Annotated in this window: 19 protein-coding genes and 4 tRNA genes; 10 read left to right on the forward strand and 13 right to left on the reverse strand. The window is 39.9% G+C overall.

Annotated elements, in window-relative coordinates:
* Positions 1-61 precede the first annotated feature (61 nt).
* Positions 62-301: a helix-turn-helix domain-containing protein gene (locus EDF66_RS26240; RefSeq protein WP_206368172.1), complete on the reverse strand. Its 240-nt coding sequence runs from the start codon at positions 299-301 to the stop codon at positions 62-64.
* Positions 302-377: 76 nt separating this feature from the next.
* Between EDF66_RS26240 and dinB the strand changes: the two genes are divergently transcribed.
* Positions 378-1,526, forward strand: coding sequence for a DNA polymerase IV (gene dinB / locus EDF66_RS06940; RefSeq protein ID WP_132841558.1), 1,149 nt, complete (start codon positions 378-380; stop codon positions 1,524-1,526).
* Between the two features lie 7 nt (positions 1,527-1,533).
* A complete protein-coding gene (locus tag EDF66_RS06945) occupies positions 1,534-4,587 on the forward strand; it encodes a DNA polymerase III subunit alpha (protein WP_132841560.1) in 3,054 nt (1,017 codons plus the stop codon).
* Between the two features lie 202 nt (positions 4,588-4,789).
* Here the strand turns inward: EDF66_RS06945 and EDF66_RS06950 are convergent, their stop codons facing one another.
* The gene (locus EDF66_RS06950) at positions 4,790-5,941 is read right to left on the reverse strand and encodes a hypothetical protein (protein ID WP_132841562.1); all 1,152 of its coding nucleotides are present in this window, start codon (positions 5,939-5,941) and stop codon (positions 4,790-4,792) included.
* Positions 5,942-6,414: 473 nt separating this feature from the next.
* On the opposite strand from EDF66_RS06950, the gene EDF66_RS06955 reads away from it, so the two are divergent.
* Together EDF66_RS06955 and EDF66_RS26445 are read left to right on the forward strand one after the other, a co-directional pair.
* Complete coding sequence (locus tag EDF66_RS06955; RefSeq protein ID WP_132841564.1) at positions 6,415-7,290, forward strand: heparin lyase I family protein; 876 nt, start codon at positions 6,415-6,417, stop codon at positions 7,288-7,290.
* A 59-nt stretch (positions 7,291-7,349) separates the two neighbouring features.
* Positions 7,350-7,475: a hypothetical protein gene (locus EDF66_RS26445; RefSeq protein ID WP_259194564.1), complete on the forward strand. Its 126-nt coding sequence runs from the start codon at positions 7,350-7,352 to the stop codon at positions 7,473-7,475.
* 35 nt (positions 7,476-7,510) lie between these two features.
* On the opposite strand, the gene EDF66_RS06960 is transcribed toward EDF66_RS26445, so the two are convergent.
* The 4 genes from EDF66_RS06960 to EDF66_RS06975 all read right to left on the reverse strand — a co-directional run bounded on the left by EDF66_RS06960 (position 7,511) and on the right by EDF66_RS06975 (position 7,926).
* Positions 7,511-7,586: transfer RNA gene (locus EDF66_RS06960), tRNA-Phe, on the reverse strand.
* Between the two features lie 37 nt (positions 7,587-7,623).
* Positions 7,624-7,699: transfer RNA gene (locus tag EDF66_RS06965), tRNA-Phe, on the reverse strand.
* A gap of 37 nt (positions 7,700-7,736) precedes the next feature.
* Positions 7,737-7,812, reverse strand: a tRNA-Phe gene (locus tag EDF66_RS06970).
* Between the two features lie 38 nt (positions 7,813-7,850).
* Positions 7,851-7,926, reverse strand: a tRNA-Phe gene (locus EDF66_RS06975).
* A 187-nt stretch (positions 7,927-8,113) separates the two neighbouring features.
* Between EDF66_RS06975 and mnmA the strand changes: the two genes are divergently transcribed.
* Positions 8,114-9,205: a tRNA 2-thiouridine(34) synthase MnmA gene (mnmA, locus tag EDF66_RS06980; RefSeq protein ID WP_132771329.1), complete on the forward strand. Its 1,092-nt coding sequence runs from the start codon at positions 8,114-8,116 to the stop codon at positions 9,203-9,205.
* Between the two features lie 77 nt (positions 9,206-9,282).
* Here the strand turns inward: mnmA and EDF66_RS06985 are convergent, their stop codons facing one another.
* From EDF66_RS06985 to EDF66_RS06995, 3 genes are all read right to left on the reverse strand, one after another.
* Positions 9,283-9,723, reverse strand: a complete 441-nt coding sequence (locus EDF66_RS06985; RefSeq protein WP_132771330.1) for a nuclear transport factor 2 family protein — start codon at positions 9,721-9,723, stop codon at positions 9,283-9,285.
* Positions 9,724-10,034: 311 nt separating this feature from the next.
* Positions 10,035-10,400: a glyoxalase superfamily protein gene (locus tag EDF66_RS06990; protein ID WP_132841565.1), complete on the reverse strand. Its 366-nt coding sequence runs from the start codon at positions 10,398-10,400 to the stop codon at positions 10,035-10,037.
* Between the two features lie 200 nt (positions 10,401-10,600).
* A complete protein-coding gene (locus EDF66_RS06995; RefSeq protein ID WP_207898509.1) occupies positions 10,601-10,924 on the reverse strand; it encodes a winged helix-turn-helix transcriptional regulator in 324 nt (107 codons plus the stop codon).
* A 123-nt stretch (positions 10,925-11,047) separates the two neighbouring features.
* Here EDF66_RS06995 and EDF66_RS07000 point away from each other — a divergent pair, with 123 nt between their 5' ends.
* The gene (locus tag EDF66_RS07000) at positions 11,048-11,452 is read left to right on the forward strand and encodes a nuclear transport factor 2 family protein (protein ID WP_132841567.1); all 405 of its coding nucleotides are present in this window, start codon (positions 11,048-11,050) and stop codon (positions 11,450-11,452) included.
* Positions 11,453-11,572: 120 nt separating this feature from the next.
* Entirely contained in the window at positions 11,573-12,388 is an 816-nt protein-coding gene (locus EDF66_RS07005) for a PhzF family phenazine biosynthesis protein (RefSeq protein ID WP_207898511.1), read from the forward strand.
* 175 nt (positions 12,389-12,563) lie between these two features.
* On the opposite strand, the gene EDF66_RS07010 is transcribed toward EDF66_RS07005, so the two are convergent.
* Together EDF66_RS07010 and EDF66_RS07015 are read right to left on the reverse strand one after the other, a co-directional pair.
* Complete coding sequence (locus EDF66_RS07010) at positions 12,564-13,877, reverse strand: ABC transporter permease (RefSeq protein WP_132841569.1); 1,314 nt, start codon at positions 13,875-13,877, stop codon at positions 12,564-12,566.
* Positions 13,870-14,811, reverse strand: coding sequence for an ABC transporter ATP-binding protein (locus tag EDF66_RS07015; RefSeq protein ID WP_132841570.1), 942 nt, complete (start codon positions 14,809-14,811; stop codon positions 13,870-13,872). The genes EDF66_RS07010 and EDF66_RS07015 overlap by 8 nt, the downstream gene beginning before the upstream one ends.
* A gap of 285 nt (positions 14,812-15,096) precedes the next feature.
* Between EDF66_RS07015 and yihA the strand changes: the two genes are divergently transcribed.
* The 3 genes from yihA to EDF66_RS07030 all read left to right on the forward strand — a co-directional run bounded on the left by yihA (position 15,097) and on the right by EDF66_RS07030 (position 18,288).
* Positions 15,097-15,804 carry a ribosome biogenesis GTP-binding protein YihA/YsxC gene (gene yihA / locus EDF66_RS07020; protein ID WP_132841572.1) on the forward strand — a complete coding sequence of 236 codons (708 nt, stop codon included), beginning with the start codon at positions 15,097-15,099 and terminating at the stop codon, positions 15,802-15,804.
* 3 nt (positions 15,805-15,807) lie between these two features.
* Positions 15,808-16,659 carry a UbiA-like polyprenyltransferase gene (locus EDF66_RS07025; protein WP_132771335.1) on the forward strand — a complete coding sequence of 284 codons (852 nt, stop codon included), beginning with the start codon at positions 15,808-15,810 and terminating at the stop codon, positions 16,657-16,659.
* Between the two features lie 168 nt (positions 16,660-16,827).
* Positions 16,828-18,288: an alanine/glycine:cation symporter family protein gene (locus EDF66_RS07030; protein ID WP_132771336.1), complete on the forward strand. Its 1,461-nt coding sequence runs from the start codon at positions 16,828-16,830 to the stop codon at positions 18,286-18,288.
* 47 nt (positions 18,289-18,335) lie between these two features.
* Here EDF66_RS07030 and EDF66_RS07035 read toward each other — a convergent pair whose 3' ends face one another.
* Together EDF66_RS07035 and EDF66_RS07040 are read right to left on the reverse strand one after the other, a co-directional pair.
* Positions 18,336-19,097, reverse strand: coding sequence for a murein L,D-transpeptidase catalytic domain family protein (locus EDF66_RS07035; protein WP_021189035.1), 762 nt, complete (start codon positions 19,095-19,097; stop codon positions 18,336-18,338).
* A gap of 92 nt (positions 19,098-19,189) precedes the next feature.
* Complete coding sequence (locus tag EDF66_RS07040; protein WP_132841574.1) at positions 19,190-20,239, reverse strand: L,D-transpeptidase; 1,050 nt, start codon at positions 20,237-20,239, stop codon at positions 19,190-19,192.
* Between the last annotated feature and the right edge of the window lie 198 nt (positions 20,240-20,437).

Consider the following 20,437-nt stretch of genomic DNA (forward strand, 5'->3'; position numbering starts at 1 on the left):
ATTATTATAATCGTAAGTTTTTATTATCTGTACGGAGCGTGAATAACCGAGTCGCTAAGCGCTATATTTCTTGTAGTTTATATTTCCTGAGGTCAACAGTGAGTAATTGATCGGTGCTGACCTGAAAGTAGCGCGATAGCGCTAAGAGCACATCTAGTGGTGGAGCCGTTTTCCCGATTTCGTATTTCGCATAAGAATCTCTTGTAACAGCTAGTTCAGCAGCAATTTTTCCTTGTGTAAGTCCGGGTATCTGCATCCTGAGGTACCTGATATTATCAGACAAAATCGATAGTGTTGACATTTTGTGAATATTAATCACATCAAATGTAAGAACAAATGTGAAAAATATTAGCATTTTTACTAAATAATTTAGTGAAATGAATAGAGCGATTGTACATATGGATTTGGATACCTTTTTTGTATCCTGTGAGCGGCTGGTAAATTCGCAACTCAACGATATTCCGTTGATTATTGGTGGAGGGGATCGGGGAGTGGTTTCTTCCTGTAGTTATGAAGCAAGAACTTTTGGTGTACGGTCTGCGATGCCGATGAAGATGGCATTACGGCTCTGTCATCAGGCCAGAGTAGTAAAAGGGGATATGGAATTATATTCCAAGATGTCCCATACGGTGACAGAAGTGATTGAAGAAAGTGCTCCAGTAATGGAGAAGGCTTCTATCGATGAGTTTTATCTTGACCTGACCGGGATGGATAAATTTTTCGGGGCTTATAAGTGGACCAATGAACTGGGAGCCAAAATTGAAAAGGAAACAGGTTTGCCTATCAGTTATGCTTTATCTGTTAATAAAACGGTCAGTAAAATCGGCACAGGCGAATCCAAACCTCATGGTCATCGTGAAATACCTTCAGTGGGTGTTCATTCTTTTCTTAATCCACTATCCATTAGAAAGATGCCGATGGTGGGGAATGCCACTTTCCAGCTCTTGTCACGAGTTGGGATCCGTACAATAGGTACATTGTCCGAAATTCCTGTTGAGGTGCTGCAGCAGATGATCGGGAAAAATGGGGTCGATTTATGGAAAAAGGCAAATGGGATTGATGAAACTCCTGTTATGCCTTATTCGGAAAGAAAATCGATTTCCAAGGAAAGAACTTTTAATAGCGACACCACGGATATTCATGTCGTGAAAAGCCTCATCTCGGGTATGGCCGAACAGCTGGCTTACCAGCTGCGCTGTGAAAAATGGTTGACTTCCACCGTAGTAGTCAAGATCAGGTACTCTAATTTTGATACTGAAACGAAACAATGCCGTGTCACTTATACCTCTGCAGATCATACGCTGACAAGGATCGCTTTAGAACTTTTTGATAAAATTTATACTAGACGGATGCGTCTTCGATTGGTAGGACTTCGGTTTACCGATCTGGTGCACGGAAGTTACCAAATGAATTTATTTGAAGATAATACACAGCTTATCAATCTGTATCAGGCAATGGACGCCATCAAAATGCGCTATGGCAGTGATGCGGTGGGCAGGGCAGTAGGTTTTAATTTTTCAACTTAATAGTCTTATGTTTCTTAACTGCCACTCTTTTCACAGTCTTCGTTATGGAACGCTTTCCATAGAGGAGCTCGTGGAGCAGGCCGCCGTCTTGGGGTTAAAGGAGCTTGTGCTGACGGATATCAATACCATTTCGGGCATCTATGAATTCAAAAAGAAATGTGAAGAAAAGAACATCAAACCGATTGCTGGTATTGAAGTTCGCAGAGGAAGTGAGCTGCTTTATATTACCATTGCAAAAGAGTTTCAGGGTATCGGAGAGGTGAACCGGGTTTTGACTTCTTATAATTGCGATGGTATTGATCTGCCGGCACAGCCTGATTTTCCGAACTGTTTTGTGATCTATCCCTTAAGCAATATTCCTGCGCAACTTCATGAAAATGAATATATCGGCATCCGGGAAGAAGAACTGAATAGCTTGTTCCGTAAAGAGTATCAGGCGCTGATTGCAAAGATGGTGATCCTGCAACCCGTGACTTTCACAACGAAAAAGGAATTTAATCTACACCGGATACTGCGAGCGATTGACAACAATATGCTGCTGTCGAAATTGCCGAAAAGTGAAATTTGCAGTAAATCGGAGTACTTGAGGTCGGAACAATCGCTATTGGAGGCTTATCAGCATTATCCGCAAATCATTGCGAATACCAAAAATATACTTTCGGTATGCCAGTTCGAATTTGCGTTTACCACACGGAGAAATAAAAGACACTACAAGGGATCAAAGGAGCACGATATCAATAAATTAACAGCACTGGCTTATGCAGGACTGGAAAGACGTTATGGAAAGGATCATGCAATAGCGAAACAGCGTGTTGAAAAGGAACTGCAGGTGATCGATGAATTAAATTTCAGCGGTTATTTTCTCATTACCTGGGATATCATCCGCTATAGCAACAGCATGGGTTTTATGCATGTGGGCAGGGGAAGCGGAGCCAATAGCATAGTTGCATATTGCTTGGGCATAACGGATATCTGTCCTTTGGAACTGGATCTTTACTTCGAGCGATTTCTAAATTTAAACCGAAAAAGTCCGCCCGATTTTGATATTGACTGGAGCTGGCAGGAGCGGGATATGATATTGAAATATATTTTTGACCGCTATGGAAAAAACCATGTTGCTTTTTGTGGTACGAATGTCGAATTTAAGTACCGTTCCATTATTCGTGAGATGGGTAAGGTATTTGGTTTACCGAAAGAGGAGCTCGATGAACTGACCAAAAATCCGGAAAAAGTTTTTAAAGATCAGGTTGTCCAGAAAGTGCAGGAGTATGGAAAGTTATTGGAAAAGTTTCCCAATCAGCGCAGCATGCATGCCTGTGGGATTATTATCTCTGAAGAACCGCTTACCAATTTTACGGTTCTTGAAATGCCTCCCAAAGGTTTTCCGATCGTGCAGTGGGATATGCATGTTGCGGAGGATATCGGTTTTGATAAATTTGATATTCTGTCGCAACGTGGACTCGGGACTATCAATGATACGGTGAAACTATTGGAAGAAAAACGGGGAATTAAAGTAAATATTAGGGATACGACGCTTTCCAAGGATGAAGCCCTATGTAATGAATTTTTAAGCCGGGGAAAAACGATCGGATGTTTTTATATTGAAAGTCCTGCGATGCGCGGTCTGCTGCGAAGATTGAAATGTGATAATTATAAGGTGCTGGTGGCGGCATCATCGATTATACGTCCCGGTGTAGCGCAAAGTGGTATGATGCGGGAATATATTTTTAGGCATAATAATCCGGATCAGTTTGAATATTTTCATCCGATATTTGAAGAACAGCTCGGTGACACCTATGGTATTATGGTTTATCAGGAAGACGTGATTAAAATTGCACTCCATTATGGCGGGGTTTCTGCTGCTGATGGTGATATATTGCGTAGGGCCATGAGTGGAAAAGGCAGATCGCGTAAGGCGCTTCAAAAAGTAAAGGATGATTTTTTTGAATCTTGCAGGCAACAGGGACATCCGGAAGAACTGAGTACAGAAATCTACCGGCAGATTGAATCTTTTGCTGGATATTCATTCTGTAAGGCGCATTCTGCTTCTTATGCCGTAGAGAGTTACCAGAGCTTATACCTCAAACTCTATTATCCTCTTGAATTTATGGTATCTGTCATCAATAATATGGGCGGTTTCTACAGAACGGAAGTGTACATCCATGAGGCCCGCATGTCTGGCGCCAAGATTCTGAATCCATGCGTGAATAGGAGTGAGCAGCAGACTACCATCTATGGTGATGAGGTTTATCTGGGATTTATGCATCTGGAGAAAGTGGAAGCGAAACTTGGCCGGTTGATTCCTGAAGAAAGGATCAGAAATGGGGAGTATCGCTCTTTGGAAGATTTTATTAAACGTATTCCGATCGGTATTGAAACCTTGCAGATTTTGATCTTTATTGGAGCTTTTCGGTTCAGCGGTGTACCCAAAAATGAGCTATTGTTAAAATCAAGGGTGCTGCTCGGTGATTTTAAACCTGGACGTCGCGCTGAAACCTTATTTGAGGAGCCTGTCAAGCATTTTAAATTTCCGGAATTGAAACGCAACATCTTTGAGGATGCTTTTGACGAGATAGAAATCTTAAGTTTTCCGGTCTCATGTACACCCTTCGATCTGCTGCAGACAAAGTATAGGGGAACAGTGATGGCTAAAGATCTGATCCAACATCATAAAAAGGAGGTCAAAATGCTTGCTTATCTGATCTCACGGAAGCATGTACCTACAAAAAGGGGAATCATGTATTTCGGAACCTGGGTGGACAACAATGGTGATTATTTTGATACGGCTCATTTTCCGGACTGTCTGGAACGATATCCTTTTCAAGGGGGCGGATGCTATTTACTCTTAGGAACGGTAGAAGTGGACTTCCATTTTCCGACCATAACCATAACGAAGATGGCAAAGATGCCTTTTATTCCTGATCCACGTTACTCACATGATGAGGAAAAGAAGTATGAAGCGCAGGAACGTATGAGAGAAGATGTCAGCATGACTTTTAGAGCTCCTTACCCACAAGAACATGAGATTGGGCTGCCCAGGATGAAAACAGTGAAGGAGTAACCAAGTTGCGCTGTGACAATTAAAGTTGTGAGTAAATCAGTCAGTGATATGCGATATGAGGATATAAAAGGTTAGATCGAATAGACGAGTGTGAGCCGAAGTGGTTTTGATTCATTTAGCGTCCTTTTTTTGAAAGGAGATAGGGCGATGTGCAGTTTATTTTAGCCTACCCTTTTTTTGGGGGTAGGCCAATCAATGGTTGCTAGGCTGTGTTAGGCTTGTTTTTAGAGGATGTTGCCGAATCATCCAGATCCTTATTGAGCTGATCGATAATAGCCATCAGTTTATTTTTCAGAATACGAATCTCATGATGAAGTTTGGTTTTGTCAAACATGAGGTGCTGTGCTTCGGTTATCTTTATCCCATTGGCTGTATAAATAGGATTTAAGAAGTTTTGAACACCTAGTTTTTTAGTTTCCCCTTTTGAAAATTTCACTTTTTGAAAGTAGTGGTGGTATACGGTAAGTCCTCCCGCGGTTAAATTACTAAAGAGACTCCTGTTCTCATCGCTGTCGTAATTGCGGGATGCGGGTATTTCGCCTGTGCTGCTGATCTTTTTTTTGACATATTGGATCAGTTTTTTAGATAAACTATTACTTTTGCTGTCAAATTGTACCGTAGAATAGCGTGCCACCTGTTTCAATTTGAACAGGATATCATTTAGATAGTTCCGTTGTTTATCTATGTCGGCTATATCTTCTAATGTTTTATCCAGCAAATCGAAACATTGATTGAGAAAACCGATGTGATTGAAATTTATACTGATCATAAATTTAATAAAGCAATGGTTATAATCCCTGTCCCACATATCGTGGGCAATGTGTCTGAGTACCCTTAGAAGTTTGATGAAGAATAATTGTTGCTCATAGCTGAGGTTCCGACCGGGCGCACGGAACTGATCTTCCAGTACGTGCTGAATCTCAATTAGAAAGCATTCGGAAACATCTTTTTCTATTAAAGTAGCTTTTAGAGCAGGAAACTGCTCCATGATTTCTGTTTTTAAGACATGAAGGTGAAATTGTGTAAGCGATGCCTGTGGGTCCATATCCTTGCTATAGCTGGTTTCAATATGGACCAGGAATTGGTAGTATTTAAGAATTGTTTCATCGGCCTGTTTATGTTTATAACGGTAGAGCTCATCCAACAAATTGCATAACTGGCTATAGGACAGCCTGAATGATTTGCGTGTAAGTAATAATATTTCTTTGTTGCCATGTCGGAAAACAAATTCTTGTTCTAACTGGAAGATGATAGCAAGAAGGTTTTGATCGGCTTTAACATGTTCTTCTTCATTTAAATGTGGAATGCCATAATATAGTATGGCTCTTTCCAGCTTAAGTAATACTCGGTTCATAGCTGCTATAATTTGGTTTAACTTAATTTTCTTACACTTAAAGCTACAATATTTCTTTTGGAAAAACCAGTAGATCGTATTAAATTCTTAATGTTGGGAAAAAATATTTTACATCAATCCTTGAAATGATGCCTGGAGCTCTGTTATGAGGGAATTAGATCATTTGGCCCCGGTATTGTTTATGTAACAAATAGAGCTTCTCAAAAAGAAATACCATCCTTTTATTGATATTCAATAATTATCTATATTTACATTTTTAAATAGAAAATTGAGCTTTAAGTCTGAGGGGAAAATTGTCATTATGTTAATCTTTAGGGGATTTTGGTCTTGAAAAGGTATGATATCAAACAATTTTCGGATCGCTTTGTTGAATTTTTATTTTTGCTTTGGATGTTGTACTGTAATACTACATCTCCTGATAAAACATAAATTTTAAGATGATAAAATCAAATAAACTACTCTTTTAAGCATATATGAAAAAGAAATCGATTTCTCGAATGTATTATCTATTCATTGCCACTACATTGTTCGTGGCTTCCTGTAGTAAAAACAGCAAAGGTGTAAATGACCAAGATCTGACTGATTTGAGGCCAGTGGGGGTACAGTCACAGCCCATTATTGAAAATGATACGATTTTAAATGTCACATACGAAAATGGCTTGCTTAATTCGGGTATTACGGGAGTAACGTCGACTAAAGCCACAGCATCTGATGCCGCGTATATGGTTAATCTTGCCGAAAATGGTACCACCAATGCCATTGCTCATAAAATTGTATTTGGCGATCAGGGATATTACTCCGATGATGCTTACAGAAGTGAAAGTGATGCTGTGGCTATAAAGAATGCGCGTTTTTTTCCGGGTGATGAGCGTCGTTACGAGTTTAGTGTTTTGCTTAAAGATTGGACGCCCTGGGTTTCGGGTCCTACTTATGAAACAAATGTTTTCCAGTTAAAGGTATCAGGAAATAGTACAACAGGATCGGGTGTTCCACTCCAGTTTCGTACGGCGAGAAATACGATGCGTTTAAGATATGAGGGTTCATCTTCTATCAAAAATATTATTCCCGATCTGCGTCCTTATGTAAATCAATGGATGCATTTCAGGGTAGATGTATTATGGGCAGATGGACCTACAGGGTATATAAGGACTTATATGAAACTTCCAGGGCAAAATGATTATACCTTGGTCGATGAGAAAACAAACTACCGTACTTTTGCGGGCAATGTAAATATTGGTAATATCGGTTATATTAAATGGGGTGTTTATGGAACACAGACGGGGCTTACGCGGATTGCTTACCATGATAATATCAGGATTATCAAACTTCCGTTACAAGATGGAAATTAAATAGTGACCAGTGACTGAGTGACTAGTAACGTAGTGATGGAGTGTCCAGTGATGGAGTTATGAGTGATGGAGTGTCCAGTAATGTAGTGATGAGTGATGGAGTTATGAGTGATGGAGTTATGAGTGATGGAGTTATGAGTGATGGAGTGTCCAGTAATGTAGTGATGAGTGAAGTAGGGGTATAAATAAAAAAGTCCATCTCGTTTGAGATGGACTTTTTTGGTGGTGCCAGCTGGATTCGAACCAGCGACACAAGGATTTTCAGTCCTTTGCTCTACCGACTGAGCTATGGCACCTTCCAAGTTTTTGTTTTAAATCTGTTACTTTCAGATCTGGTGGTGCCAGCTGGATTCGAACCAGCGACACAAGGATTTTCAGTCCTTTGCTCTACCGACTGAGCTATGGCACCTTCCAAGTTTTTGTTTTGAATCTGTTACTTTCAGATCTGGTGGTGCCAGCTGGATTCGAACCAGCGACACAAGGATTTTCAGTCCTTTGCTCTACCGACTGAGCTATGGCACCTTCCAAGTTTTTGTTTTATAATCTGTTACTTTCAGATCTGGTGGTGCCAGCTGGATTCGAACCAGCGACACAAGGATTTTCAGTCCTTTGCTCTACCGACTGAGCTATGGCACCTTAACCTGCATCCCCGTTTAACTTTGAATGCGATGCAAATATACCCCGATAATTCGAATTCTAAAATTTTTCACCCATTTATTTCATGTATTTTTTTGAAAGACTTGATTTTGATACAGATAAAATTTACAAGAAATTAACACGTAAAAATTTCAAATAGCCTATCTTTGCATTTCAATAAAATAAAATGAGTAAAAGAGGAAGAGTATTAGTTGCTATGAGTGGGGGTGTTGACAGTTCGGTCGCGGCTGTCATGCTTCATGAACAAGGATATGAAGTCATAGGGATCACGATGAAGACTTGGGACTATGCTGCTTCTGGTGGCTCGTCTAAGGAGACCGGATGCTGTAGCTTGGATAGTATCAACGATGCACGTTCTTTGGCGGTGAATTATGGTTTCCCACATTATATATTGGATATTAGAGATGAGTTTGGCGATTTTGTTATTGACAACTTTGTTGATGAATATATTGCCGGCCGTACGCCAAACCCTTGTGTATTGTGTAATACCCATATCAAATGGGAGGCTTTAATGAAACGCGCCAATAAATTGGACTGCGAATTTATTGCTACAGGTCACTATGCCAATATTCGTCTTCACGATAATAACCGTTACGTGATTTCGAAAGGTAAGGATGAAAACAAAGATCAGTCTTATGTACTTTGGGGTGTTGCACAGGAAAACTTGGCACGTACGCAATTTCCATTGGGATCGTTCACGAAAAAAGAAATTCGCCAGATGGCATTGGATATGGGACAGGTGGAGCTTGCTAATAAAGCGGAAAGCTATGAAATCTGTTTTGTACCGGATAATGACTACCGTGCATTCTTAAGACATAAGGTGCCTACTTTGGATCAACAGATCGGTCCTGGTAACTTTATCCTAACAGATGGTACTGTGGTAGGACAGCATATCGGTTATCCTTATTTTACGATCGGACAGCGTAAAGGTCTTGGTATCGCATTGGGTAAACCGATGTTTGTAGTCGAGATCCTTCCGGAGAGTAATACCGTGGTGCTGGGTGAAGAACATGAGCTTGAAAAATCATTCGCTTATGTGCGGAATGTAAATTTGGTTAAATATGCTTCTTTGGAGCAGCCTATGGAAGCGATATCTAAGGTGCGTTATAAAGATGCTGGTGCTTTATCTACCATCTCACAACAGGGGGACATGGTAAAGATCGACTTTGTACATAATGTAAAAGGTATTGCTCCTGGTCAATCGGCTGTTTTCTATGAAGGCAATGATTTGATCGGTGGTGGCTTCTTAATGAAATAGTCTATACAGATTTAAATAAAATAGGAAAGGTCTTAAAATTCATTTTTAAGACCTTTTTTCGTTGCGTGGGCTCGTTGCTATTTGTAAGATTCGATGATTTGATTGATTCTCCATTCTTGATTTACGTTACATAGGGTGATACATTCTACTTTTGTGAAATTGTCATACTTCATTTCTACTTTGGCCATAACACAGTTCTCATTTTTCTCCATGATGGTGTAGGTTGTTTTACAGTTCTGCTTTAGTCCTTTGCTTGACTTTAAAAAATTGACAACTTCTGATTTGCTGTATGTTTTTGTTTTTGCATTGGATGATTGGGTCCATTTGAAGTCATCGGAGAACAAGTGCTGTATACCTTCTGTATTACCATCCGCAGCGATCTGTACGTAACTGTCAATTACCGTTATGGGATTTGTGTTTCTCGGAGTCTTTCCTTTTGCAAAACTCATGCTCGTCATTGCGACTAATGCTCCGATTAATGCAAATACGATAAAGATTGAGTTTAGTGAATTTTTCATGATTTTTAGCTTTTTAAGTTTTTTTGATTTGTGAATTATTTAATTAATTGAATCAAAGGTATATGAGGGCGCTAAAAGTCGGAATGGTAATCAGGTGAACAGTCGGGTAAACTCGGTAAATGGAGGGGAGGATTCGGTGAATCTTTTGTGAATTTGAAAAGATCGGTAAAAAATCCGGTAAACGGGAGTTTTATTTGTCGCAAAGCAATTTGCCTATTTTATGAACATATTTTGATAGGAGAAAAATAAGTGACCATAAAGATCTTGAAGGGCTATTATTAAATGGTAAGCTCCGCTACCTGCCCAAAATATTATTCTTCCTCAACGAAGGTGATCCTATTACCAAAAGGATCGTAAACAGTCACCGTAATGGCCATCTTATTCCAGTCGGGCACTTCTAAGCCAGGGTGGTTATATTTATAGCTCTTTTCGCTCAGTTCTTTATGGTAGGCACGGAGACCTTTAAAATCATCAATGAAGATATGTGAACCGGGGCTGGCATCACCATGATGTTCTGAGAGGTGAAAAGAAATGTCTCTTAATGTGATTTCCATGTATTTTGGCGCGTCAGGATGATCAGTGTGTTCCCAATTGATTTTAAAACCAAGCCAGTTTATGTAGAACTCCTTCGTTTTATCGTAATCAAATATGCGTAAAATTGGTTTAACGATGCTCATATTTAAAGATAACATTTTATTGATCATAAAGTTTATACTCATTGATTACGATTATGTTACTCTTGTACCAACTAAGGTAAAATGTTAGGATTTATGCTGTGTTTTTGCTTTATTTTTATTGTAACTACTTACTGCCAAATAAAAACGGCTAGTTCACGATCGTTGATTTCCAATTATTTTATTATTGCATCATCGAAATTTTATAGGTCATGCTTGAGGCCGTACTGGATGATGGTCTGAATAATGGGGAGCAATTCTTTTCCTTTTTCGGTCAAGGTATATTCGACCTTTGGCGGGATTTCGGCAAAGGACTTTTTATGGACAATATCTTTATCGCATAAAAACTTCAATTGGCTGATCAGCATTTTCTCACTGATTCCGACAATACAGCGCTTCAGTTCGCCGTAGCGGATGGTGCGTTCGTTAATCTGGAAAATAATGAGCATGGTCCATTTTCCGCCGATGATTTCAAGTGTTTTCTTTAGGGGACAGTTTTCGTCAGAAATATTTATATTTATATTCATTGTGCTGTAAATCAGTAATTATTACTTTAACGTAAGTACCCTACTTTTAGGTAGGTACTTGACTATTATACTGCAAATGTAGAAATTTGTCATATAATTTACTCACTTATAAAATTAAATAGGATGTCAAAAAACGTAAAAATAGTGCAGTCGTATTTTAATGCGGTGGCAACAGGAGACTTTGATACAGTCGGAAGTTTATTTGCAGATGATATTGTATGGCATCAGCCGGGAAAAGGTATTCAATCTGGAACGTATACCGGAAAAGCAGCGGTGTTTGCTCATTTGGGGAACTTTATGCAATGGAGCAACGGTACCTTTGCTATTGATGATATTGAATATACAAGTGATAATGGAAATCTTGTGGCAGCTTCAATTCATTTCAAAGCAGCAAAAGGTGAGGGTACACTTGCGATGAAAGGTGTCGATCTATTGCTGATCGAAGATGACAAAATAAAAGAAGTCTGGCTGTTTTCAGAAAGAATTGAAGTGGAAGATGATTTTTGGAACAGTGCAGCGAAGAATTAAGATTTGAAGGGGAAATGAGGGTAAGATTTTAGGGTTCTGCTTTGCTTAATTGTGTTAACTGTGCTTTGTGCTGTATCCTATAAAAATCGTGTTGCTGTATCTGTATCCATTAAGACTTATATGATAACTTTGTTTAAAAGGAATAAGAATATGAAATTAACAATTTATCAGGTAGATGCTTTTACGGATATGGTATTCAAAGGAAATCCTGCGTCCGTATGTCCCTTAACGGAGTGGCTGGCGGACGATATTCTATTAAAGATTGCCGCAGAAAATAATCTATCGGAAACCGCTTTTTATGTGCCTAAAGGTGATGGTTATGAAATCCGTTGGTTTACACCTGCATCGGAAGTAGATCTTTGTGGTCATGCAACTCTTGCCACGGCCTACGTTTTGGCCCATTGTGAAAAGCAAGTAAAGGAAACGATTAATTTTTATTCGCCAAGAAGTGGCAAACTTCCCGTAAGCGTACAGCAGGATAAATTTGTGCTCAATTTTCCTGCAGACCAGTTTTCGGAAACTGAATTGAGCGATGCACTGCTGGCAGTAACGGATAAAAAACCGATTGCAGCTTATCGCGGAAAGACTGATTATATGCTGGTTTTCGAGAAGCAAAATGATATCGAGGCTTTAAAACCCAATCTACCTTTGATGATTGGTATGGCTGCAAGGGGATTTATCGTTACGGCGAAGGGAGAAAACCATGATTTTGTTTCCCGCTTTTTTGGACCTGCAGTTGGTGTTAATGAAGATCCTGTCTGTGGCTCGGCACATACGACGCTGACGCCTTATTGGGCAGGACAACTCAATAAAACTGAATTGAGGGCATTTCAGCTTTCAGATCGTACGGGTGAAGTATACTGCCGTCTGCTGGGCGACAGGGTAGAGCTGGCAGGAAATGCGGTGCTTTATATGAAAGGCGAGATTTATATTTGAACAAACAGTATTGATGTAACCTGTGTAGCAAGATGCGTCTGATATATTTTTTTGGGTTTCACTGCACATTGTGAAAAATCGTTCCTAATATTAAAATGTTTGTTTTACGGTAATTAAAACTAAAAACAGCTCTTTATGATTAATAAAGAGCTGTTTTTGTTATGTTTAAAAGGGTTTAATACTTCATCCATTTGATGATTTCTTTCCAGTTTGCTTTTTTACCGTAGATGAGGATACCTACACGGTATATTTTGGCTGCTAACCAAGTGACCAGTAGAAAAGTGCTTACCAACAATGCCAGCGATACAGCAATCTGCCAGGTGGGTACACCGAACGGAATGCGGACCAGCATGGCAATAGGGGAGGTGAAAGGTATAAAGCTTAGCCATGTTGCAATGGGGCCGTTAGGATCGTTAATAATGACTCCAAACGACAAGACATAGGTCAATAGCAAAGGCATGGTAATGGGCATGGTAAATTGGTTGGCTTCTGTTTCACTATCCACTGCCGATCCTACTGCAGCAAAGATGGCGCTGTAAAGTAAATAACCGGATAGGAAGAACAGAAAGAAGCAAACGATAATTTCGGTGACATTGACTGATTCCAGATGCTGTAAAATGCCAAATCCAAGACCTGAAGCTGGTGCGTGACTGACCGTGTTCATGCCGGGACCTCCTTGTTGCATTGCAGCCTGTTCTACGGTTTCTTTATTGATCAGTTTGGTGGCTCCAAAAACCAGGCCTCCGGTCAAGATGATCCAGAGTAGGAACTGGGTGAGTCCGACCATTCCGATACCGATGATCTTGCCCATCATAAGCTGGAAAGGTTTGACCGATGAGATGATAACTTCGATAATGCGATTGCTCTTTTCTTCAATTACACCACGCATCACCTGTACACCATAAAGAAACAGCGATAAGTAAACCAATACGGCCAAACCTACACCGATACCCATAGCAATACCTGTGTTGCTGTTTTTCTCCTCGCCATCTTCTGTTAGCTCTTTGGCATTGACGCTGATATGAGGCTGCACCGATTGTAACAGCTCTGGGTCGATACCTAGCTTCTTGTATTCGCCGATGCGGATGATGCCTTCAAGTTGTCTTGCTATTGCATTCTGGATCGTGATATTGGCTTTATCTGCTGAAATCAGCTCGATGGTAGTCTGCTGATAAATTTCTTTCGGAATGACCAGGATGGAGCTGTTTTGCTCATCGTCTTTAATCTGCTTTTTAAGATCCTGCAATGAGCGGTCGCTCACAGTAAAAGTAATGTTAGGGTCGCTTTTCAGCTGCTGTGCAAAACTGCCCTGCTGATCCAGAATATATACATGTGCATGGGCGTCTTTGAAACTTTTCTTGGTCAGATAAAATATCCCTCCGTAAAGCGCAATGAAAAATAATGGGACTAGAAAAGTCATCAATAAGAATGATTTCTTTTTGACACGGGAGAAGTATTCGCGCTGAATAATGAGTAGTATCTTATGCATGGTCGGTTTCTTTTTTAGCGTTGTTGGATAGGGTCACTTGCTCGATGAAAATATCATTGATAGAGGGTACTATTTCTAATACTTGATGGATTTCGGCCAGAGGTAAGAGCTTTGTGAGTACTTGATTGATGCTAATGTCTTGGTTTAACTTAATAGTGATAATTATTTTGTTTTCATATTGTTCTATATTTTTTAATTGGTATAGATTTTCTATATGTATTGATTTTTCATCATTAACGGCCTGTAATTCGATTTTGTAGGTCTGATTTTTATAGTTGTTTTTGATGTCGTGAATATTGCCGTCAAGGATCTTTTGGGAGCGGTTAATAAGTGCAATGTGGTCGCAAAGTTCTTCGACGGACTCCATTCTATGCGTCGAAAAGATGATTGTAGCCCCTTTTTGGTTCAATTCGAGGATTTCATCTTTGATTAAACTGGCGTTTACAGGGTCAAATCCGGAGAAGGGCTCATCCAAGATAATAAGATCAGGTTCGTGGAGTACGGTCGCAACAAACTGTACTTTCTGTTGCATACCTTTACTGAGGTCCTCAACCTTTTTATCCCACCATGACAAAATGTCAAGCTTCTCAAACCAATGATTTATTCGATCATTTGATTCTTTCTTACTCAGTCCTTTAAGTTGTGCTAAATAAAGCATTTGTTCTCCTATTTTCATCTTCTTGTAAAGGCCTCTTTCCTCTGGGAGGTAGCCAATTCGTTCGATATGTTTGGGTGCTAATGGCTCTCCGTCGAATAGTATTTCGCCCGAGTCCGGTCCTGTGATCTGGTTGATGATCCGGATCAGGGAAGTTTTACCGGCCCCATTGGGTCCTAAAAGTCCGAATATTTTTCCTTTGGGAATACTGAGGGAGACATGGTCCAGCGCTCTATGACTGGCATAGTCTTTTACAACATTTTTGATTTCTAAAAGCATGTATTATTTTGGTTAGTCATATGTGTTTAATCTATTTTTTTAAATCGGTTATCTGGCATGGTATTCCTGGTGCTTTAATGTGTTATAGCAAAATGCTCTCCTGCTGTATTTCGGTATTTATTTGTACCGATGTGCGTTAGATGGCCATGTTTACCAGCATATTTTTATCATTAGTAAAGCTGATCTGTGAAACGTTACACTTTTGCCTCCATTTTTGTTTTTTAAATAATGAAACGGATCGGAGTTCAATTTGTCAAAAGGATAGTTTTATGCTACCTTTGCAAGATGCAAATTAAAAAAGCCGAATTCATCTGTAGTAATACACGAGTTGATAAATTGCCAGAAGGCAAACTCCCTGAGTATGCTTTTATTGGTCGTTCCAATGTGGGTAAATCATCACTGATCAATGCTATGGTTGGTAAGAAAGGTTTAGCTAAAACTTCTCAAAAACCGGGTAAGACGCAGCTGATCAACCATTTTATCATCAATGACGATTGGTTTCTCGTGGATTTACCGGGTTATGGTTTTGCAAAAACATCGAAGTCCAACCGTGAAGCGTGGGAGAAATTTATTCGCCGTTATTTGACGCATCGCGATAATTTGCAGTGTATATTTGTTTTGATCGATAGCCGTCATGAGCCTCAAAAAATAGATCTTGAATTCTGTTACTGGTTAGGTGAGCGGGGTTTACCTTTTATGTTAGTATTCACGAAAGCTGATAAGCAGTCTAACGTGAAGTCTGATGTGAATATGTCTAAATTTAGAAAAGCATTAGCGGAGTGGTTTGAGGAAATTCCAAAGTGTTTCCTAACTTCTGCTGAAGTGAAGTCGGGTTGTGATGCCATTTTAGAAACGATCGGGGATATTAATACCCGTTTTGTTATGCCTGATTTAACGGCTCCTAGTAATGAAGTTGGGTATGAAGAAGGGGATGAAGATAAATATGGTGATGTGGATCCAGATCGTTATCGTCACGCTGGTGAAGAGGAGTAGTCCATGAAGAAGTATCTGTCCCTCGTACTGTTTGCGCACAGTATTTTTGCATTGCCTTTTGCTTTTATTGGCTTTTTCCTGGCTTTACATACCACCAATCATACTTTTGACTGGAAGTTACTCGTATTAATGCTGGTGTGTATGGTGACCGCACGTAATGCGGCTATGGCCTTTAACCGTTACCTAGACCGTGATATCGATATTTTGAATCCGCGGACAGCGATGCGCGATATACCTGCGGGGCGGATTTCTGCTAGAGGGGCATTGTTATTTACAATCATAAACTGTGTGTTTTTTGTCGTTGCGACTTACTTTATCAACAGTTTATGCTTTATGTTGTCACCTATTGCTTTATTTGTCGTGCTCTTTTATTCTTATACTAAGCGTATTACGGCTTTATGTCATCTGGTGCTCGGTCTAGGTTTGGGGCTTGCTCCGGTGGGTGCATATCTTGTGGTAACGGGTCAGTTTCATATTGTTCCTGTACTTTACGGCCTTGCCGTATTGTGCTGGGTGAGCGGTTTTGATATTATCTATGCTCTGCAGGATGAGGCGTTTGACCGTGAGCATAAGCTGAATTCCATTCCAGTATTGTTGGGTACTAAAGGAGCGCTACGTTTTTCCGAAATCCTGCATGTATGTTCGTTTATATTTGTGCTCTTGCCGGTTCTGTATATGGAGGTGGGATGGTTCTATTATCTGGGTGTTGTTTTTTATGGCAGTTTGCTAATCTATCAGCACCGGATTGTGAGTCCAACCGATCTTAGCCGCGTAGATCGCGCTTTTATGACGACCAATGGTATCGCATCTGTTATTTTTGCAGTTTTCTATCTGCTGGATATTATCGTGCATTAGCCGATAGCGTCCAGATTTATATTTTTTATGGTCAAAGCCAGATTAATCTTGATTAATCTGGCTTTTTGTATTTTCTGCTCTATTTTTTGTGCCATCCTGAATAAAAATTTATATTTTCAGGGCTTGTTATTAGGATGTGTACACCAATTATTTGTAAAAGCTTAGATTATGGTAGATAATAATTTTGAAAATTTTGTAAAAATCGCATCGGAGCTGGTGTGGAGTGATGTTTTTATTTACCTGTGTCTGTTGACGGGTTTGTATTTTTCTGTACGGACTGGATTTCTGCAGTTGACCTATATTAAAGATATGCTGCGATTGCTGTTTCAGAAAAAGCAGTCGGACGAGGGTATATCATCTTTTCAGGCCTTTGCATTGGCAATTTCGGGCCGCGTGGGCACAGGAAATATCATCGGAGTGGCCACGGCGATCTATATGGGAGGTCCGGGTGCAATTTTCTGGATGTGGGCGATTGCTTTCCTAGGTGCTGCATCTGCTTTCGTGGAGTCTACGCTGGCACAGGTGTTCAAACAGCAGGTCGGAGATGAGTTTAAAGGTGGTCCTGCCTATTATATTGAAAAATGTCTGGGTGTGAAGTGGTATGCGGTTCTGTTTGCCTTAATAACCATTGCAAGTACAGGCTTTTTACTTCCCGGCGTGCAAAGTAATGCTATTGCATCTTCGATGCACAATGCATTTGAAATACCTGTCGCTTATACGGGGATTGGAGTGGTGGTTTTGTTGGCTGTTATTATTTTCGGCGGTGTACAGCGTATTGGCCGAGTGGCTGAACTAGTGGTGCCGTTTATGGCGGGAGCGTATATTTTAATGGCTTTAGTGATCATCGCTTTAAATTATACACAGATTCTGGATGTGTTTGGTCTTATCTTCAGTTCTGCATTTAGCCTGAATGCCACTTTTGGCGGCGTTGTGGGCATGGCGATTGCCTGGGGTGTTAAGCGTGGCATCTATAGTAATGAGGCCGGACAGGGCACCGCACCGCATGCTGCGGCCGCAGCGGATGTTAGTCATCCTGCACAGCAGGGTTTGGTACAGGCTTTTTCGGTGTATGTGGATACAATATTCGTTTGTACAGCAACAGGACTTATGATTTTATTTACCAATCAGTATAATGTGGGGCAATTTGATGGCGCCGGTCAACTGGTCGGTTTTATATCGGAGCATATACCAGGGGTCAATTACACGGCCTTTACACAGGCGGCGGTGTCGCATCATTTTCCATTGATCGGAAATGGCTTTGTGGCCATCGCATTGTTTTTCTTTGCATTTACGACGGTTATGGCTTATTACTATTATGCGGAAACCAACTTATCGTATATCTTTTCCAATAAGGTAAGTCCGGCGGTCACCTGGATATTGCGTATTGTATTTCTTGCGGCGGTATACTATGGTTCTGTGAAAACAGCGGAGATTGCCTGGGCAATCGGTGATATCGGTGTAGGGCTGATGGCTTATGTCAATCTGATCGCGATCTTACTGATGAGTAAAACAGCGCTCAAGGTATGGCAGGATTATAAAGTGAAGCGTAAAAGAGGGGATATGAATCCAACATTCAGTGCCAAGGAACTGGGGATTAAGAATGCGGAGTTCTGGGATAAAGAGAAATAAAAGGAATAAAAAAATCCCTCAACAAGTGTTGAGGGATTTTTTTATGTTTAATTCATTTTTCCGAATTTATCTCCGGCCATATCTTTCTCATAGTAGGCGGTAAGATCATCCCGGTGATTCAGCACTTTTGATTTGGCTATATACTCCTGGTTGTCGGCATAGATGAATAGTAATGATCCATCTTTAATGGTATTGATAATAGGCTTCGCTAACTCTCTAGGCAGCGCAGGACAGCCGTAGCTTCGTCCTAAGCGTCCCAATGAACTTACGATGCGTGGATTTGCATAATCTGCGCCATGAACTACTACAGCTCTTGATTTGGCTCTATCATTAAAGCCTTCTTCCAGTCCATTTAAAACCAAAGAGTAACCATTTGAACCTTGATAAGTATTCTCCGTTACATAAAAGCCCAATGAGCTCTGGAATGACTCCGGCGTGTTTGAAAAAGAAGTAGCGTAATTACTACCGCTATTTTTACCGTGTGAAACGAGCGAATGAAAAAGGACTTTTTCGTTTTTAAGGTCTAGGACGACAAGCCTTTTTTCGGTAGATGGTAAAGTGAAGTCAATGATTGATAATACATCTTTGTTTTTGGCGGGAAGTAATCTATAGCCTTCCATCGCTTCTTTAAATGCTTTATAATTGACTACATCTTTGAGATTCATGCTTTCGTAGAGTGCATCTACTTTTGATATTTTCTTTTTAACTGTAATTTCTTTTTTATGAATTTCTGTCGGTACTACATTTTTAGATTCTGAGAACAACGCTGCATACAAACCCATAAATAAAATGAACACTAATTTCTCCATACTTTATCCCTTATTTGTTTTTCGATAGCAAATTTAAGAACTAAAGATAGTTAAAAAGTGTAAAAAATTGTTAATCAGTATCTTAATTATCGTTAATCAATAACTATTACCAAAGTCTGGAAGTCTTTTGACCGTTTATAAACAAATTGTGCATGTGATGACGCATTTCTGACACACATATGTGACCTCGGGATGGTGCCTAAGCTCCAGCTGTATTCGATCACTTTACCGTTCGGATTATTGACAGGAACGCCGTGTACGTACGCTCCGGCCGTAAAACGGCTTGCAAATGGGGCGTAACCTTCGATAGATTTTGTGCCATCTTTGAAATAAAACATCTTGGATTTATGCTCCTGTAAAACAAAGATTCCAGTAGGAGTTTCCTGTGCATGAGGAGGCTTGTGACGGCCTGTAGTGGCTGGATTCATGCTTCTTACTGCCCATCCTTTTTCTGTTTTATCCAGTGTACAAATATTTTGGTTTGTAACATCCACGACGATTACTTTGTCAAATCTGACAGAATCGCCTATTGTTTTGAGGTATCTTTTTGGTACTTCCCAAGTTCCTTCGAAGGAAACACCTTCCACTTTGACACGTTGTAACGTATCGCTACTCTGCAGTTTAACCAGCCAGCCATCTCTACCATAAATGGAAGGTAATTTGGTTTCGCCTTCACGATATAAGGGACTCGCTTGGTAGCGTTCTGTTCCTAGGGAGTCAGCAACACGTTTATAGGAATCTCTTTTGAAATGTGGAATAGTAGGTGCCTCACCATTTGAATTCTGATAGTTTTGCAGCACACCATAAATAGCGTTGCCGTTCTGGAAATTTTCAACAAAAGCCAATTTTTCTTTTATTTTATCCCATTGAAATTGCCTTACTGTATCTTTATAGGGATAAGTGTCTTCTAATGTATACTTAGTGTACTGGAGTTCTTTGGTGATTTCAATATCTGCCGCTGTTTTTGGTTTGGCCTTAGCAATTTCTTCTTCTTTCTTTCTAATCGCATCGATTGAATCTTTTGTTTTCTCCTTTTTCTTTTCTTCCGGATCATTTTTTGATTGTCCTTGTTGGCAAGAAATAAACAAAAAGGAAACGAAAAAACTATATATTAAAATGTTTTTAATGTACAAATGCTTCATAAAACAGGGCTCATTAATATTTTACTGTTGAGAAAAGGTACATTATTGTATCGTTGCCCCTTTTCTGAATGATTTCATTACCAAACATAGTGCCGAGATTTACATGGATGGATTAAAGATACAAGGTGCTCGCGGAAGAGTAAGAGTTAAATTTTTCATTTATCGACTATATATTGAATGGCAGTAAAACAATTTTAT

This window comes from Sphingobacterium sp. JUb20 (assembly GCF_004342035.1).
In the GTDB taxonomy this organism is placed as follows: Bacteria; Bacteroidota; Bacteroidia; order Sphingobacteriales; family Sphingobacteriaceae; genus Sphingobacterium; species Sphingobacterium anhuiense.